Origin of the sequence: Paenibacillus sp. FSL H7-0737 (assembly GCF_000758545.1) — a bacterium.
In the GTDB taxonomy this organism is placed as follows: Bacteria; Bacillota; Bacilli; order Paenibacillales; family Paenibacillaceae; genus Paenibacillus_AQ.
The window spans coordinates 3,978,812-3,994,854 of the sequence record NZ_CP009279.1; the positions used below are offsets into that span (position 1 = coordinate 3,978,812).

Genomic DNA, 16,043 nt, shown 5'->3' on the forward strand with positions numbered 1-16,043 from the left:
GTCAATTCCTCACTCTCGTTCTAAAATCGGGAAAGGCTATTGCTTTTCCACCATTCTCTACAGATTCCATAGACAATGTAAACACAGAGCTCCAAGTAACGGCATCATATACGTCCACCGAAGGGGTTCGATCCTCCTGAATAGCAGAAATAAATTCTTCAAGCACCATAAAATCGCCTCCGCCATGTTTCGTCCCAGCGGCATATTCGCCCCATTTCATCCATGTCGGGTGATCATAGAGTGGTTGATAACTGCTTAAAGGCTCCCACATTTCCTCTCCATCCGCTATATTTTTGGGCGAGAGATTCTTGAACCAGATCAAATCCTCTTCGTACTGATGGCGGCCCGTAATATACGCTCCCTCAGTTCCTTGCAGTAAATAATGAGTTTTATTATGCGGTCTAACGGAGGACCAGTCTACACGCAGTTCAATCAGTACACCCTTTTCCGTTTGAATGACCGCGACCGCGCTATCCCCTTGCCGCCAGAATCCCTCCCGTGCTGCTGGGTGATCTTTTCCATAATGCTCTCCGAAATAATATTGTAAGGATCTAGATTTGGAAACAAAAGACGAGACGCTTTTTAATCGATCACCCTCAGGCTTATTGAGGTTAATCCATTGCGCAACTGGACCAATTGAATGTGTCGGATAATTGATCCCGTTATACTGCTGATGTAATTGCCCCCGCCAAGTCAGAGAACCATCCGGATGATGAGTCAAATGACGTAAATCATGGATATATCCGCCTTCCAGATAAGTAATTTCACCGAACATGCCTTGATCCGCCATATGTTTAATCGTCAGATTGGAGCGCGAGAAACAGTAATTTTCAGACATCATATATTTAAGTCCAGTTTGTTCAACAGTTTCGATAAGCTCCCAAGCTTCCTCTAAAGATTGGATCGAAATCACTTCGCTTAGGACATGCTTACCCGCATTTAAAGCATCAATAGATTGTCTGGCATGCAAATGCATGGGGCTTAAAATAAACACCGCATCTATTGCCGAATCTTTTAACATTTCATGATAATCCCGATACGTTCGGATTTCCGGGAATTTCTCTTTCCATTGGTTAAGCACCCACTCATTCAAGTCACAAGTGGCGGTCAGATGTATCCGATCCGATAGAGAGTACAATGCATTCATAAAACTGGCTCCACGATTTCCACCTACGATCGCTAATCTTACTGGCTGACGATTCATTGCTGGTCCACCTGCTTTCTATCCATTTGAAGTCGATTGATGATTAGCTCCTGATCTCTTGTCTCCCCTTCAGCCTGCGGATATTTTTCATAATCAAAAATGCTGAAGGTAAATAATGAAGACCATTTACTCAATTGCTCGCTTGCCAGATTCACCATCTCTAACCTGATTTCATCTTCAAGTACAGTAAGGATTCGAGCAGCAGGAATATCCAGGATGGAGGCTGTTTGAATGAAATGCCAGTTTTCTTTTCTAACGATAGAATGCACATGATTATGCCCGTTGAAATAGAAACCCACACCTTGCCATTGCTTCAATATCGGCCAAATGTCCAAGCTGGGATCCAGTGACATCATTGGCTCAGTTGATCTAGCCGTCGTATTATACAAGGGATGATGACCGAAGACGAATAAAGGCTTTTCCGATTTCCGCTTCATTTGTGCTTCGAGCCAAGTCAGCTGTGCATCATCAAGTGTTCCGCTCCAATCGTCACGATTTTCCCGTGCGGTATCCAGCAAAATAATGATTGCATTCGTCTCTTCAATCACACTGTATCGCTGCTGCCGGGTGACGGAAAGGATTTCTTCCTTAGGATAAGTGTACGTATCATGATTACCAAGAACATGTAGAAAACGTCTAGAATGCTTGCTGTCCTTAATCTTACCCATGATATAATTAAATTCGCTAAATTCTCCTGCGTGCACCATATCTCCCACGGAAATATGATAATCGGCTGGGATGGACAAGAATAGATTCATAAATTGCTCATAAAAAGCATCTCGTGCCTCTTTAATCAAAACCTTGTTGTTTAACAATTCGTCCGGGTAATGTAAGTCCCCAATAATCGCCAGCCTCATAAATGCCTCCTCCTAACCTTTAATGCCAGAGCTCATAAAACTACCTATCACTTGCCGCTGGAACAATAAAAATCCAATCATTAAGGGTGCCGAAACAATCAACGTAGCCGCGCAGACATCAGACCACTGTGCACCCGACTCTGTGGCTTTTGCGAACATCGCCAAGCCTACAGTTAATAAGCGATTCTCCTCCGAATTGGTTACAATAAGGGGCCACAAGAAATCATTCCAATGAAAGCTGACCGACACGATCGCAAAGGACACATAAATCGGGCGTGACAGTGGGACATAGATTCTTGAAAGAATATGCAGGCGTGATGCGCCCTCCACCCGAGCAGCTTCATCCAGCTCATAGGGTAATTGCTTGAAGGACTGCCTTAACAGAAACACTCCAAAGGAGGAGGCAAAGTAAGGTAGCATAATCCCCAGCTTGGTATCCAGCAGCCCCATTTCGTTCAACACCTGATAGTTGGAAAAGATAAGTACATCTGGCGGCACCATAATTTGCACCAAAAATAACATGAATAACAGATCTTTTCCGAAGAATCGTACCCGTGCGAAAGCATAAGCAGCCATCGTCATTGTAACGAGTTGCACAGCAAGCACAACACCGCACACAAGCAATGTATTTATTAAAAATCGTCCAAAAGGCGCTCCATTCCAGACATGAATCAAATTCTCAAACGTGAAGTCCCAAGACCATCCCGCATCGATAGCGATGTCTTTGGGTAGAAAAGCCGTTCTAACCACCCATAGGAAGGGAATGATCCAGGCCGCGGCAAACGTAAATCCAACCGCATGCCACAGTATCTGCTGGATTCGGCGCTTCGTTCTTTCGGAGTTCAGTATGCGCTCCTCTTCTAAAGCTTTGCGTGTATTCTGCCTTAATACTAAGGGCAGCTTTAGTGGATTATCCTCCATGGATTCCACCTCCTATTCATAATGGATTTTCCGATCCCAGCCAAAAAACTGTAAAGAGGAAATCAGGAGCAGCAGCACGATCATGACCACCGTCATCGATGCGGCCATCCCTTGATCGTAGAAATTAAAGGTGGACTCGTAGATATAATAAAGCAGCAGATTACTTGCATTATTCGGACCGCCCTTTGTCATAATCCAGAGATGGTCTACCAGCTTAAAAGAATTGGTTATCGCCACAACAGCCACGAACAACGTAGTCGGCATCGTGAGCGGAATTGTGATTCTGCGGATGGAAGTGAATGTACCGACTCCGCTTACTGCAGCCGCTTCATATAAATCCTTGGGAATCTGCTGCATTCCTGCTAAATAAAAAATCATAAAATATCCGGCTTCTTTCCAAATCATCATGATGACTAATGCGCCCATCACCGTATCAGGTGTTCCCAGCAAATTCACAGGCTGATCCGCGATCCATGAAGCCAGTCTGGCAAAGAGCCCAAAATGAGGGGTATACAGAAACAACCAGATGTTCGCCACAGCGATCATCGGGATCATATTCGGATAGAAAAATGAAAGACGTGCCAGTCCCCGCCCTTTTATCGCCTTGTCGGCAAACAGTGCCATCAAGAAAGCCAAAGCTAATGAAGTGGGTACTGTGCCAATGGCGAACCATATATTGTTACTGAACACCTTCATAAAGACATTGTCGTGCAATAGATTAGCGTAATTGTCAAAACCGACGAACAGAGGCTCAGGAGTCGCCAAATTTTTCTCATAAAAGCTAAGCCAGAACGATTTAAACATAGGGTAATAAGTAAACAAGCAAAGAAAGAGCAGCGAAGGCAACACTAGTCCCCAGCCGAATCCGTTTCGTCTAAGCCTCTCACTCCATCCGGCATTCATACCATTCAATCCTTCCATGATTAAGGTTTCTACGATTAATGAATAAAGTAATGACGCCAGAACAAGCTATCGAGCCGTCCTGGCGTATTCCATACCTCAAAGCTTACTTATTGAAGGGAGCAAGTGCCTGATCTGCTTCTGCTTGAGCCTTTTTAAGTGCACCTGCTGCATCAATCTCTCCTGCCAATGCCGCTTGAATCTGGTTCGTAATTGCCGTCGATACTTTACCATGATTATGAGTGGACAATTCCCGGAACGCATATTCCAATTGATCTCTCGCTACCAATGCTTGCGGGAAATCCGCTGTATACTTCTTCATAGCATCTGTATCGTATGCAGATTTTCTTACGCCAACATAACCGGATGAGCTGCTAAAGAGGGCAGCTTGTTCTGAAGCCGTCATATATTTGGCAAATTCCCAAGCTGCAGCTTGTTTTTCAGGAGATGTGTCCTTGAAAATATACAGGTTACCTCCTCCAGTAGGTGATCCAAATTGGTTTTGTGCGGGTGGGAACGCTACGCCGAATTCGAACTTCGCGTTATTTTTTACGTTGGTTAAGTTGCCGCTTGTATGCATCATCATGGCTGTTTTGCCTTGAATGAAATCTGTCGGAACGGTTGCCCAATCAATAACACCTTCCGGCATCGCCTTGTATTTATGGGACAAATCTAACCAGAATTGCAATGCCTCCACATTTTCCGGCGTATCGAACATCGCTTTTTTGCCATCGGAGGACATTATGTTTTGCTTCGGATCGGAAGTATTTTGCCGTGCAAGCATTTGAAACATCCAATACGAATCATCATTGCCCGGAATTTCCAGCCCCACGTGACCGTCTTTGTTCAGCTTCTTAGCATAGGTTACAAGCTCATTCCATGTAGTGGGTGGTTTCTCTGGATCAAGTCCTGCGGCTTTGAACATTTCTTTGTTGTAATACATAACAATCGTGCTCCGCTGAAAAGGCAGGCTGTACGTTTTACCTTCAGACTGTGTATCCTCTACAAAGGCGGGATAAAAATCAGCCATCTGAATATCCGTGTCCTTTGCAATAAAATCATCCAGCGGAATGATTGCATTCATATCGAGCATACTGTACAGCTCTGTTGACATCATGACCGCGACATCCGGTGGCTGTTTGGCCTGCACACCTGCTTGAATTTTCACGGTATTGTCACCGTAATTACCTGTGTACACGGGATTAACCTTAATTTCCGGGTGCTGCTCCATGAATGCACTAGCCATCCCATCGATTACTTTTGTAAGGGGACCACCAACATTAACCGGATAATAAAATGTAATCTCCACTGGCTTAGCGGTTGGAGTCTCTGTGGATTCCGGAGTTGCAGCGATTGCTGTGGGTTGAGCGGTATTTTCTTTGGCTTCTGCCGTACTGTTATTAGATTGTCCGCAGCCCGCTACTGCCAGCATTGAGACGGATAGCAGTGTTAGAATGGTTTTGGTTTGCTTTAGCATTTCTGTTAGCCCCTTTTTTCGCTTGGATTTGAATTAAAATGCATAATGGCGAAAGTTCACACTAATGCGATTCGAGCCTACATCAAGAATATGGAGCTGTGCACCATCAGCGGTAGGCAATACAGCAATTCCTTGGGCTTCAGTACCACTAGGCAGATTACGATCAAAGGCAACAGATACGTTTCCAGTCTCCGGATCAATCTGATAAACCGTTTGGGTTGCGTTATCCGTAGAAGCATACAGAACACCGTTGTACACTTCGGCACCTTGAATTCGATCAATACTTTGGGAAAGTGGAATGGTTGTGATCACATGCATATCGTCAAGACTTAGTACATTCAAGACGCTTGCATTACTCCACTGAGCTGTGTAGACCTGACCGCGAGCAGCATCAACGGCTACCCAAGGCACACCGCCAATATGCAGATTTAACGGTAAAGCATAGGATGTACCCGTATATTTCAATGTGTTCACATCATAGAGGGCGATGTAAGGATGCTGATAGTTTTTGCCGTCTTCAATAGGAGCGTATATTTTACCGTTATAGTAGGAAATATCACCGATATGGTCTCCACCTTGGGAGGCAATCTCCAGTGGAATAGCCAATTCATTCCGTGCTTTTACGGATTTTCCATCAAGTCCAGTCCGTAAGAGCCCATACGAGGAATTAAAGATCCATGAATTCCCGTCTGTAGCCACCCCTTGTCCCCGTTCCAGGGCATCAAGTAACCAGAAGGTTTGCTTAGATACTTCATGCCAAGTTCCAGCAGTTGTAGCTGAAGTTGACTCTGCACTGATTTCTACCTCGGTGTTTACTAGGTTATCCGGTCCGACTGGTGTGGCAGATGCTACTAAAGATAAAGAACTGGTCGTAAGTACCCCCGCGCAAATCAGACTGAATAATCTCTTTAATCTCATGTTTTCTCTCCTCCTAATAAGGTTGTAGTTCGGCATTTGTGCGCCTTACTTCAACCTTATTATAGGAGCTGGCAACAGCTCTCTAATTGAACAAAACACTTCTTTCCTTGAACAAAACTCTCATTTGCAAGAATAAAATCAATAAATCATATGATTAGGTTTGGAGGAGCTTTGATTCGCATACAGCTTTGGGGTTAGGCCGGTTTCTCGTTTGAATAATCTAGTAAAATGACCTTGATCGGCAAAACCAACCTGAGATGCAATTTCCTTCAAACCAATTTTTCCGGAACGAATTAGAAATTTAGAACGTTCGATTCTCAGACGAATTAAATAATTATGGGGTGTATATCCTGTCTGTTGTTTAAAAATCCGAATAAAATGCGACTGGCTCATATTAGCCATGCCAGCGAGATCAGTCAGTTGAATCTCATCTTCTAAACGCTCACGCATAAATTGAATGACCTGAAATATTTCTTGATTGGCTGGCGTTTTTCGGTTTGAATGCTGGGGAATCACTGAAGAATAGTGTTGTAACAAGTGAATAATTAACATGTTGGATAAAGAGTCGCTATATATTTTTCCTTTGGCACCGCCATTCTGTAATTCCTCCAGCATCCAAAGCCCTAATTGCAGAAGCTTGGAATCCTTGACATGAAATTTGCGGTCCAACTGGATATGGCCTTCCTTCAGATAACCAGATTCACGAGCAATCTCTTCGAGTACCGCTGGCGTAATTTCTATTTTCAAAAAATAGAGCGAGGTTCTGCCCCAAGGGCAAAGAAGACTCTCATTACAGGGGGTAATATGAATGGTGTAGTAATTTTCGTAGTAGGCTGTGCAGTGAATTCCTATTAAATATTTAGACTCCGAGGATGGGGTGAAAGCTTGTTGCGGGCTATACCATTGCGAAACTTGAAGCTTATCCCAACCAAAAGTATCACTTGCAAGGACAGGCTGAGCAGCTGCAAAGGACGACTCTTCCATTTCTTTCATATTCATCCCCCTTTTCCCTTCAATATAGCAAGCCAGTATACGCTCCGCGTCAATGAGCTGTAAAAGCTATATTAATTTCCTCATAGTATTCAGAAGGTTATTTACGTCAAAACGCAAAAAAGAGGGGTTAATTCCCCTCTTTAATATTTTACATATTCTATTTCTGTAACTCTAAGTCTGAACATCTATTCCAATTTAAACTGATTTACTAAAGCACGCATCTCATTTGAACCCTCTTGGAGCTTGCGAGCAGATGCGGCAATTTCCTCCATAGATGCAAGCTGCTCCAGAGTGGCAGCAGATACTGTCTGTGCAGCCGAAGCTGAGTGCAATGAAACCTGCTCGACCTCCATCACCGCAGCAGATATTTGTTCGGAGCCCATGTACATCTGTTGTGCAGCGGTCGATGATTGCTCCACCTGATCTACGATGGTCCGGGTGGCCTGCAAAATGCGTTCAAATGCTTTACCCGTATCATCAATCGCTTGAACCCCTGCTGCGACTTCATTTTGGCCTTTACTCATCGAATGATGGGCATGACCTATACTCGTAATAATTTCTTCAACCATGACTGAAACCCTTTCAGCTGCTTCACTTGTTTGTCCTGCCAGCTTACGGACTTCACTAGCTACCACTGCAAATCCCCTGCCTTGTTCTCCTGATCGAGCAGCTTCAATTGCCGCATTAAGCGCTAATAGATTCGTTTGCTCAGATATTCCTTTAATAGTACTGACGATGGTGCCTATTTGTTGAGACTGGTCATTTAAACTAGTAACGGTGATCCCTAAATCATCAACAGTATTACTTACTGCGTTCATTTGCTCGGAAGAGTTAATGATAAGGCTGTTTCCTTTATCAGCCTCTTCCAGTGTTTGCATCGACAGCTGATAGGCATGTGTAGAGGCTTCAGCTACTCGCTGAATCTCTTTTACCATCTCCTCCATCGATTGGGAAGTCTCCTGCGTTGTGGAAGCTTGTTTCTCACTATTGTTCGCCACTTCAGTCATTGAGGATGAAGTCTGAACAAGTGCCGCTGTGGTTTCACCTAACGTTGAAGACAACTGTTTGGAGGAAGAAGCTAATAACTCCGAGCTTATGGTTAAATTCCCAACCAATTGCCGAATATTACCCGATAATTGATTAAAGCTGATTCCGAGCTGTCCGATCTCATCCCGATTGCGCACAGTCAATGCTTTACCGCTTAGATCCCCTTGAGCGATCCGTTCAGCTTCACGGGCTATGCGTACAATCGGTCTTGAAATATGTTGTGCAAATATGTATATTACAGCAATTCCGATGACAACGCATACAATCAATGTAGTAATAATTCCCTTTAGAATGGTTTGTTGCCCGGTATTATAGTCTTGCATATAAGAGCCTGCTGCTACGACCCAGCCCCAAGAGGGCGATAGTTTAGCATAAGATATTTTCAACGCTTCTTCTCCTACAGCGTTTCCAGTACCATCCGATTTAGGTAGCGGCCATTTATAGTAAGTAGCTCCACCACCGTTCTGTGCTGCTTTAATCAAATCCTGTATGTAAAAAGTACCGTTTGAGGTTTGTTTATCCCAAATATTATCTCCCTCTAGTTTGGGATGAGCAAGCAGTTCCCCCTTGTTATCTAATATAAAGAAATAGCCGTTTGGACCCAAATCAATTGATTGATTAATAGGCCGAGTACCATCCTCATTTTTGTTTCCAAGTAGTAAGGTCCGTACTTGTTCTTGGGCTTCCACTTCAGTCAACTGCCCCGATTGAACGGAATTTTCCAAATTCTCAATTAAGGCGACAGCCAGGTTTACGCTTGAACTCAGTTTACTCTCAATGAGCTGATTCGTTTCTTTGACTGAAATCTGATAAATAACTGCTCCTAATATTCCGATGGGAAGAATTAGTAGTGTGAGTGACATCACGAGCAGTTTTTTCCGAATTGTTAGTCGCAACCTTGTACGTGTAACTTTTACCATATACACCGCTCCGCATCCTATTAGAATTAATTACAAATTAATACTATAGTACTAGTTTTGGGAATATAAATCAAAAAAAGAAATTCATAATTTAACAAAAAAAGCAAACGCCCCCCTAATAAGAGGTCCGTTTGCCATTTATTCAATGAAACTCCAAATTCCTACTTCTCATCCAACCACAATATCGCTGTTACTCCACGAGGATAATATTTACTGCCTGTAATCTCCCCGGAAATAATTTGATCACTCCAGCTGAAGATCGATAATTCTGGATGGGTAAGCCATGCCACATGAGCGCGATCTGCTGCCGCTCCTCGTTCATCCCATTCCAGTCCCAGAATGTTGCGGGCGATGAACTGCGAGAGATAGATTTTGCTAAGCCAGCTGTTATTGCTAGTGGATGAGATTTTCCAACCGCCGTCATCAAATAAGCAAACGCCCGGCTTCAACACCGCATGAAGATGCTTGTCGAGTGCGCCGATATATGCGGCGAACCGTCCATTGCGATCAAGAGCTTCCTTACAACCCGTATAGTATGGGAATACAAGACCCTCGATAGCCGGAATGATCTTGGAGTCGTTACCTTCTCCAATCACAGCCGGGATATATCCATCTGCTGTAACGCTTGCCACCATCGTTGCGGCGCATTTCTCTGCCCCTGCCCCTGCTGTTTTGGACAGCTCCGCACGCTCATACTCTGCAAATATTTTCTCCATAGCTAAGTAAGCCGCCCAGCATTTTCCTGCCAAGTAAATATTGTTGCGAGCCTGACCTAAAGAGACATCCAGACTATCATAGGTAGTAATCTCTGCTCCACCCATCGTACGTGAGCTATCTAGCGCCATAACACCGTTTCTTTGCTCAGGATCTGGATGATCCCGATTTAACATACTATCCAAGCACTTTTCCAAGATACTCAGATTACGTTCCATCCAACTCCGATCACCTGTGTGTTCAAGATAAGTTGCCGCACTCAGCACCCAGTTTACCAATTGTTCATGTGTCATATGAGAGAAGCAACCATCAATGCCATATAACTCATAGGAGGAATAGCCCGGACGTGAAACTACGTTGGCTACACCCATATCATGTGTGAAGCTAATTCCACCTGGATACTCTGTATCATCCCCAGGGAAACGTACCGTATCTTCATAGCTGAATCTTTCTACGAACATATCCAGCTCATTGCAAACCGTCCAAGGATTCAGACGCAGCTCGTAGAATAACTGATCGACGGTCAGATCAAAGGTATTCATCATCCGGTATTCGCCTTCGTTGACGATCCAGAACGGCTTATTTTTATTATCCAGTAATTGTGTGGAACCATAATAACTACGAATCGCATGCGCTAGCATAAAGGTTTGATCTTCGGATAGGTTTGCATGATTAAACATCTCGTTACCTTTCTCCGCTGCTTGTTTAAGAACATCGAATTTAGCTAATGCATATTCGGCTACTGCCTCAACATTGTTGAAATAGCGATTATAGTAATAGGAAGCATCCATACCAGAGGTAACATAACCCGAACGGTGAAAACAAATCGCAAACCGGTACGTTTCTTTTACTCCGGCTGGAACATCCATGATTAAAGCACCCACGCGACCCAGTCCAAAGGTCCAATTTTCCTGAAGCTCTTCACTTAGAATATCCTCCATCGTGAAATGAAGTGCGGACTTTGTAGTGCCTTTCTCGGCAGCAATCGCAATAAATCTTCCTTGTCCAACGCCTGTAATTTCAGATGACACATCATCCAGTCTTCTCATTCCGCTATACACATCTGTTCCCTGAAAACCAAAGAACGCGCGACGTGAGGTAGCTGATGAGGTGTTATCCACTTCGAGCTCAACCAGTACTGCTGGCAGCAACACTTCCTTCATTTCTTCCACAGACGCAGTTTCAGGATCTGGTACTGATCGAACTGGCGAGAGAATCCGGAAGGTCAGATCCCCCGCACTCCAGCTGTCTGTAGCTACTTGAAAATCTCTAGAAATCTCACGATCTTGAAAAGGGAACAGAATATTCTCCTTGTCTGGATTGGGGTCTGGATTCTCGATGTCATAGCGTTTGCTCTCGTCATCTCCGCCAATCTCGTGAAATGGTAGTGTGTCATAACCTTTCCCATCAGTGCGTTCTAATCCTATGAATATATTCTGTCTAGGAGGTTTGGCCATCTCCAAATCGAAACCACCACTAGCTCCTTTAAATCCTAAGGTAAAACTCGCAAATGCACCGATCGGTGAATGATGAGCATTAAAAAATTTATTATGTAACATAAATAAATGCACTCCCTCCAACATGATCCCGGATACCTCCGGGCAATATATCCATGTTATCGATATTTCTGGAAGTGCAACAGGGCTAAAGCCTTCTATTATTTGGGCAAATCAAACATCGATAACAACCTATGCTATAATTAAGCCAAATTTTATTGTAAAAGAGGATTGAAATGATCTCGAATGATCCCGCCTTCCATAATTCTATTGACGGTCAGATGTCACCAGACATTCAAGCAGCCTTTCATATCTTCGCCGCACATTGGAGAAAAGTAAATTCGGATTGGCAATATCCTGTACACACTCATCCGATGTTTGAGATTAATATTGTCCTTCAAGGTGAGCAACAAATGACGGTAGGCAATAAGTCTTTTATACAGAAAAGCGGCGATATTTTATTCATTCGTCCCGGTGTTGAGCATAGTAGTATGGGTTCAAATGCTGACTGTGACATGACTTATTACTGCCTGCATTTTGATATCGATGATCTGATTTTGCGGCGTGCCTTACTTACAGCAGATGCTGTTAGTCTCAGCGGAAACACCCCCGAACTGCTGGCCATCCGTTCCGCGCTAGATGTAATCATTAACTCTTCCATCTTGTCAGAGTCTAAAGACACACATAGAAATCGCTTGATCACACTGCATGCTTCACTGCAGCTTCTGACCGCGCTCAGCGGTTGGGTGCTTTCGGAAATGCCTCTCCCATCAGATACAGAAGCTACAGAAAATACAGTTGCCCTGGCTAACGCTATTGAAGGACTATTGCAGGAATCCGTCTCCACCGCTGCCAGCACAGGCGAAAGAGGTGGCGGTATTGAGGACATTGCTGCCAAGCTCGGATATAGCACTACTCACTGTAATCGTGCTTTTCATCAAATCTATGGGATGTCACCAAGGCAATATTTATCACGCTTAATCATTCGACACGCCAAACTGCTGCTGATGGATAATAGTCTATCTGTCGAATCGGTTGCTCAACGACTGGGGTACCGTGATGTGTCCCATTTCAGCAAACAATTCAAACGCTGGACAGGTCTCCCGCCAATGGGCTACCGCCGTTTAACTGCGAATCCAAGCACACTTTAAAGATCTTTACGCCTATGAAAAAAGGGGTGTATTCCGCTGTCCACTTAGTGGTTACAGGATACATCCCTCTTATGAATTACCCCTTCGTCGCTCCCGACGCAATCCCCTTCACAAAGTACTTCTGCAAAGCGATAAACACAATCAATACAGGCACCACCGACATCGCTGTTCCCGCAAAAATCATATCCCAACGTGAAGAGAATTCTCCGATATAACGGTAAATTTCCACAACCATCGTCTTGGCCTGTCCTGAAGGTAATACCAGCATCGGCATCAAGAAATCATTCCAGATTCCAAGTCCGTTCAAGACAACCATGCTTGCCGTAACAGGCCCTAATAGCGGGAAAACAATTCTCCAAAATATCCCGTACCGAGAACAGCCATCAATCTCTGCCGCTTCTTCAATTTCTCTAGGTATTCCTTTGACAAAACTGGTATACAGCAGACATCCGAAACCTACCGCACCGGCTACATAAATAAGAATGGGTCCCGCAAGGCTACCGTACAATCCTAGCATTCTAAGCTCTTTGAACAAAGGAATCATATACGCCTGAAAAGGAATCATCATTCCGGCCAAAAAATATACGAACATAAATCGAGTCCATCTAGTATTTCTACGTTCAATGGCATACCCTGCCATGGGAATGATCAAGACCTGCGCGGCGATAGACACCGCTGTCAGAATCAGACTGTTCAGAATCGCTCGTGGAAACTCTGTTTTTGTTAACAGGTATTTAAAGCTGTCCAGATAAAGGGTTTTCGGAAAAGCAATGGCATCCTTCATGATCTCTGCATTACTCTTAAAGGCCGACATCAAATTAAAGAAAATAGGAAAGAAAAATAGAATAGCCACTACTAAGGTAACCATAAAAAGTGCGATTTGCCCAACTCTTCTGCGTGTCTGCATCGTCATTTTAGAGCTGCACCTCCCGCTTCTGGAGAACCTTCACTTGAAAGACTGTAATGATCAGTATGATTAAGAACAAGACCATGGCCAGCGCCGTACCAAAGCCTTGTCTTAATTCACCAAACCCAACTTTATAAATAATATAAGTTAACGTCTCCGTCTCAAAGCCCGGACCACCATCGGTCATGACAGCAATCTGATCAAAAATCTTCAAGGCGCTGATCATCGATAGTACCATACATACAGTCATTGACCCCGCAAGCAGCGGAAAGGTGATATGCCGGAATTGTTGCCAGCCCCCTGCTCCATCAATGCTTGCCGCTTCATTCAATTCCTGCGGAATACCTTGCAATCCAGCGAGATAAATGATCATATAATAACCCGCGCCTTTCCAAACGGTAGACAAAATTATTGACAGCATCGCATATTTAGGATTGCCCAACCAATCTACAATCCAGCTTCCGAGACGGGCAGACTCCAGAATCTGATTAAATACACCAAAGTTGTAATTCAGAATCATCGCCCACACAAAGCCCATTACGATCCCACTCAGCAGTGTAGGGAAATAAAACACACTTCTGAATAAATTACGGAACCAGCGTACCTTATCGACCATCATAGCCATTGCAATAGCTGCAATATTCTCTAGAACAACTAGTGAAAGGGTCATGATCATCGTATTTTTCAGCGCATTATGCACCCTTGGACTATTCCAAATTTCCACGAAGTTAGCAAAACCGATATAGCGGACGTCATCGCTGATACCATCCCATGAAGTAAAGCTTAAATAGACACTTCCTACCGTTGGGACGATAACGAACATGGTGTATAGAATAAATGAGGGTAATATGAACAGTAGAGCGTAAGACTGCCATTTCTTCTTTTTCTTTTTGAGCTTTAACGTGGCAATCAATGACTTGTCAGCATTTACTGCGGATGTAGCCATGGCTACTCTCCCTCCCTTAAGGCAGGCTTGTAAAAAAGAGAACCTCTGCAGCAGCAGAGGTTGCTCTAACAGGCGCTGCACTTACATCTGATTAGCTTTCACTTGGTTGTCATATTCTTTATCAGCATCTTGCATATATTTAGTTACGTCTCCATCTTTCACAACAAGATCCTGCAGCAGTTTGTAATACCAGTTGCGGAACTGTGGAGGAATCAAGTTATCACCCCACCAGTTGTTGATCGCTAAGGACTTCACTACATTCGTGTCAGCAATAAGATCTAAAGCCACTTGCATTTGTTCACTGGTATCATACGTTACTTTTTCTTTAGTCGAAGGAATTGCGTTTATCGTCGCTAAATAATTCGAATATTGCTCCGGGCCGAAGAAGAAGCGGATAAAATCTTTAATGGCTTCTGTCTTCTCTGCGTCCTTAGCAGCTTCTGTGGATAAGGACCAGCCTGCTGGAGACGGAAGACCAATCACATTGATATTCCCTTCACGGTCAGGAAGACCATAGAAGCCAAATTCAAAGTTCGGGTCCGCTTCTGCAATTTGTGTAAACATCCATGTACCGGAGTACAATTGCGCGGCTTTGCCTGAGACAAGAATCGAAGCGGTTTGATTGTCGCCCGTGCTGAGCCAGCCTTTATCGACATAATTCTGGAACAGCTCTTTAAAATCAGTAATGCCTTGAACAACATTAGCATCTGTGAAGCTGACAGTTTTAGCTGTACGTTTGGAGTTCCAATCTGGATCTTTCGAGTAGACATCATCGATCAGGAATTTGTTTACCCAGAAGCCCATGTGGAAAATGTCTTTTCCGCCCACTACAATCGGAGTAATGCCTGATGTTTTCAATTTTTCTTGAATAGCTATGAATTCGTCATAGGTTTTGGGAAGCTCGGTGATCCCTGCATCTGCATATGCTTTTTTGCTGTAGATAATTCCTTGAGGTGCGTTGACTTGCAGTGGTGCATTCCACACCTTGCCATCCACTTGAGGAGGGGCTTCGAACAAATCTAGTAGATCGGAAGGCAGCTCTACAATTTTACCTGCGTCGGCAAAGACTTCAGTATCACGCATTTCCACCAGGTCCGGGAATTCCCCCACTGCATCTTTTGTTTTGAGCCAGTCAAGATAGGCAGCGGATGAAGTTTCACTCAAATCTTTGATGGTGACGTTCGGATTAGCTTCTGTAAATTTTTTGACCGTATCTGCGATAGCTTTTTTGGTCGCCGGATCACCGGATGCGTAGCCTATCGTAAAGCTAACTTCTTTCTTCGTCTCTTGCGGTGCATTTGCAGGTGCTTCGGATGCTGGTGTATTGCCTGCACTATTGCCGGCACTATTATTATTGCCACCACAAGCCGTCAAAGCTGTCGTTGTGGCGAGCAACAATACGGATAATTTCATCATTGTTTTTGTGAGCATACCTTAGTAGCCTCCCCTTTTGTATTCACTGTGGAAACTGAAGCAAGATGTGCGCATCATCTCTCGAAAGCGTTTCCGTTGCTATAAGAATAGCATTCATTATTAGTTGCTTGAATGAACTTTTTTAAGCGGGATGTGTGGTGAATTTAAGATGTGTTCAA

Annotated in this window: 13 protein-coding genes; 1 reads left to right on the forward strand and 12 read right to left on the reverse strand. The window is 44.0% G+C overall.

Going from position 1 to position 16,043, the window contains the following annotated elements; all coding sequences use genetic code 11:
• Nucleotide 1: 1 nt before the first annotated feature.
• The 9 genes from H70737_RS17265 to H70737_RS17305 all read right to left on the reverse strand — a co-directional run bounded on the left by H70737_RS17265 (nucleotide 2) and on the right by H70737_RS17305 (nucleotide 11,510).
• Complete coding sequence (locus H70737_RS17265; protein WP_042189142.1) at nucleotides 2-1,204, reverse strand: Gfo/Idh/MocA family protein; 1,203 nt, start codon at nucleotides 1,202-1,204, stop codon at nucleotides 2-4.
• Nucleotides 1,201-2,061, reverse strand: coding sequence for a metallophosphoesterase family protein (locus tag H70737_RS17270; protein ID WP_042189144.1), 861 nt, complete (start codon nucleotides 2,059-2,061; stop codon nucleotides 1,201-1,203). The genes H70737_RS17265 and H70737_RS17270 overlap by 4 nt, the downstream gene beginning before the upstream one ends.
• Before the next feature lie 12 nt (nucleotides 2,062-2,073).
• A complete protein-coding gene (locus tag H70737_RS17275; RefSeq protein ID WP_081951151.1) occupies nucleotides 2,074-2,982 on the reverse strand; it encodes a carbohydrate ABC transporter permease in 909 nt (302 codons plus the stop codon).
• A gap of 12 nt (nucleotides 2,983-2,994) precedes the next feature.
• Nucleotides 2,995-3,885: a carbohydrate ABC transporter permease gene (locus tag H70737_RS17280; RefSeq protein ID WP_042189146.1), complete on the reverse strand. Its 891-nt coding sequence runs from the start codon at nucleotides 3,883-3,885 to the stop codon at nucleotides 2,995-2,997.
• A 103-nt stretch (nucleotides 3,886-3,988) separates the two neighbouring features.
• Entirely contained in the window at nucleotides 3,989-5,359 is a 1,371-nt protein-coding gene (locus tag H70737_RS17285; protein WP_042189149.1) for an ABC transporter substrate-binding protein, read from the reverse strand.
• Between the two features lie 33 nt (nucleotides 5,360-5,392).
• Nucleotides 5,393-6,277 (reverse strand): DUF6923 family protein, encoded by an 885-nt coding sequence (locus H70737_RS17290; protein ID WP_042189151.1) that lies wholly within the window; start codon nucleotides 6,275-6,277, stop codon nucleotides 5,393-5,395.
• A gap of 138 nt (nucleotides 6,278-6,415) precedes the next feature.
• Complete coding sequence (locus H70737_RS17295) at nucleotides 6,416-7,270, reverse strand: AraC family transcriptional regulator (RefSeq protein WP_052404329.1); 855 nt, start codon at nucleotides 7,268-7,270, stop codon at nucleotides 6,416-6,418.
• A 185-nt stretch (nucleotides 7,271-7,455) separates the two neighbouring features.
• The gene (locus H70737_RS17300; protein WP_042189153.1) at nucleotides 7,456-9,237 is read right to left on the reverse strand and encodes a methyl-accepting chemotaxis protein; all 1,782 of its coding nucleotides are present in this window, start codon (nucleotides 9,235-9,237) and stop codon (nucleotides 7,456-7,458) included.
• Nucleotides 9,238-9,398: 161 nt separating this feature from the next.
• Nucleotides 9,399-11,510, reverse strand: coding sequence for a glycoside hydrolase family 52 protein (locus tag H70737_RS17305; RefSeq protein ID WP_042194095.1), 2,112 nt, complete (start codon nucleotides 11,508-11,510; stop codon nucleotides 9,399-9,401).
• 173 nt (nucleotides 11,511-11,683) lie between these two features.
• On the opposite strand from H70737_RS17305, the gene H70737_RS17310 reads away from it, so the two are divergent.
• Entirely contained in the window at nucleotides 11,684-12,598 is a 915-nt protein-coding gene (locus tag H70737_RS17310) for an AraC family transcriptional regulator (protein ID WP_042189155.1), read from the forward strand.
• A 76-nt stretch (nucleotides 12,599-12,674) separates the two neighbouring features.
• On the opposite strand, the gene H70737_RS17315 is transcribed toward H70737_RS17310, so the two are convergent.
• The 3 genes from H70737_RS17315 to H70737_RS17325 all read right to left on the reverse strand — a co-directional run bounded on the left by H70737_RS17315 (nucleotide 12,675) and on the right by H70737_RS17325 (nucleotide 15,882).
• Nucleotides 12,675-13,511, reverse strand: coding sequence for a carbohydrate ABC transporter permease (locus H70737_RS17315; protein ID WP_197071216.1), 837 nt, complete (start codon nucleotides 13,509-13,511; stop codon nucleotides 12,675-12,677).
• Between the two features lies 1 nt (nucleotide 13,512).
• Nucleotides 13,513-14,451, reverse strand: coding sequence for a carbohydrate ABC transporter permease (locus H70737_RS17320; RefSeq protein WP_042189157.1), 939 nt, complete (start codon nucleotides 14,449-14,451; stop codon nucleotides 13,513-13,515).
• 81 nt (nucleotides 14,452-14,532) lie between these two features.
• A complete protein-coding gene (locus tag H70737_RS17325) occupies nucleotides 14,533-15,882 on the reverse strand; it encodes an ABC transporter substrate-binding protein (RefSeq protein ID WP_042189158.1) in 1,350 nt (449 codons plus the stop codon).
• Nucleotides 15,883-16,043: the final 161 nt, after the last annotated feature.

What these genes read in the sequence shown, in the direction of transcription:
- H70737_RS17275 (WP_081951151.1), bottom strand. Translation starts at nt 2,982, where the DNA reads ATGGAGGATAATCCACTAAAGCTGCCCTTAGTATTAAGGCAGAATACA.
- H70737_RS17280 (WP_042189146.1), bottom strand. Translation starts at nt 3,885, where the DNA reads ATGAATGCCGGATGGAGTGAGAGGCTTAGACGAAACGGATTCGGCTGG.
- H70737_RS17285 (WP_042189149.1), bottom strand. Translation starts at nt 5,359, where the DNA reads ATGCTAAAGCAAACCAAAACCATTCTAACACTGCTATCCGTCTCAATG.
- H70737_RS17315 (WP_197071216.1), bottom strand. Translation starts at nt 13,511, where the DNA reads ATGACGATGCAGACACGCAGAAGAGTTGGGCAAATCGCACTTTTTATG.
- H70737_RS17310 (WP_042189155.1), top strand. Translation starts at nt 11,684, where the DNA reads ATGATCTCGAATGATCCCGCCTTCCATAATTCTATTGACGGTCAGATG.
- H70737_RS17270 (WP_042189144.1), bottom strand. Translation starts at nt 2,061, where the DNA reads ATGAGGCTGGCGATTATTGGGGACTTACATTACCCGGACGAATTGTTA.
- H70737_RS17295 (WP_052404329.1), bottom strand. Translation starts at nt 7,270, where the DNA reads ATGAAAGAAATGGAAGAGTCGTCCTTTGCAGCTGCTCAGCCTGTCCTT.
- H70737_RS17265 (WP_042189142.1), bottom strand. Translation starts at nt 1,204, where the DNA reads ATGAATCGTCAGCCAGTAAGATTAGCGATCGTAGGTGGAAATCGTGGA.
- H70737_RS17290 (WP_042189151.1), bottom strand. Translation starts at nt 6,277, where the DNA reads ATGAGATTAAAGAGATTATTCAGTCTGATTTGCGCGGGGGTACTTACG.
- H70737_RS17305 (WP_042194095.1), bottom strand. Translation starts at nt 11,510, where the DNA reads ATGTTACATAATAAATTTTTTAATGCTCATCATTCACCGATCGGTGCA.
- H70737_RS17300 (WP_042189153.1), bottom strand. Translation starts at nt 9,237, where the DNA reads ATGGTAAAAGTTACACGTACAAGGTTGCGACTAACAATTCGGAAAAAA.
- H70737_RS17320 (WP_042189157.1), bottom strand. Translation starts at nt 14,451, where the DNA reads ATGGCTACATCCGCAGTAAATGCTGACAAGTCATTGATTGCCACGTTA.
- H70737_RS17325 (WP_042189158.1), bottom strand. Translation starts at nt 15,882, where the DNA reads ATGCTCACAAAAACAATGATGAAATTATCCGTATTGTTGCTCGCCACA.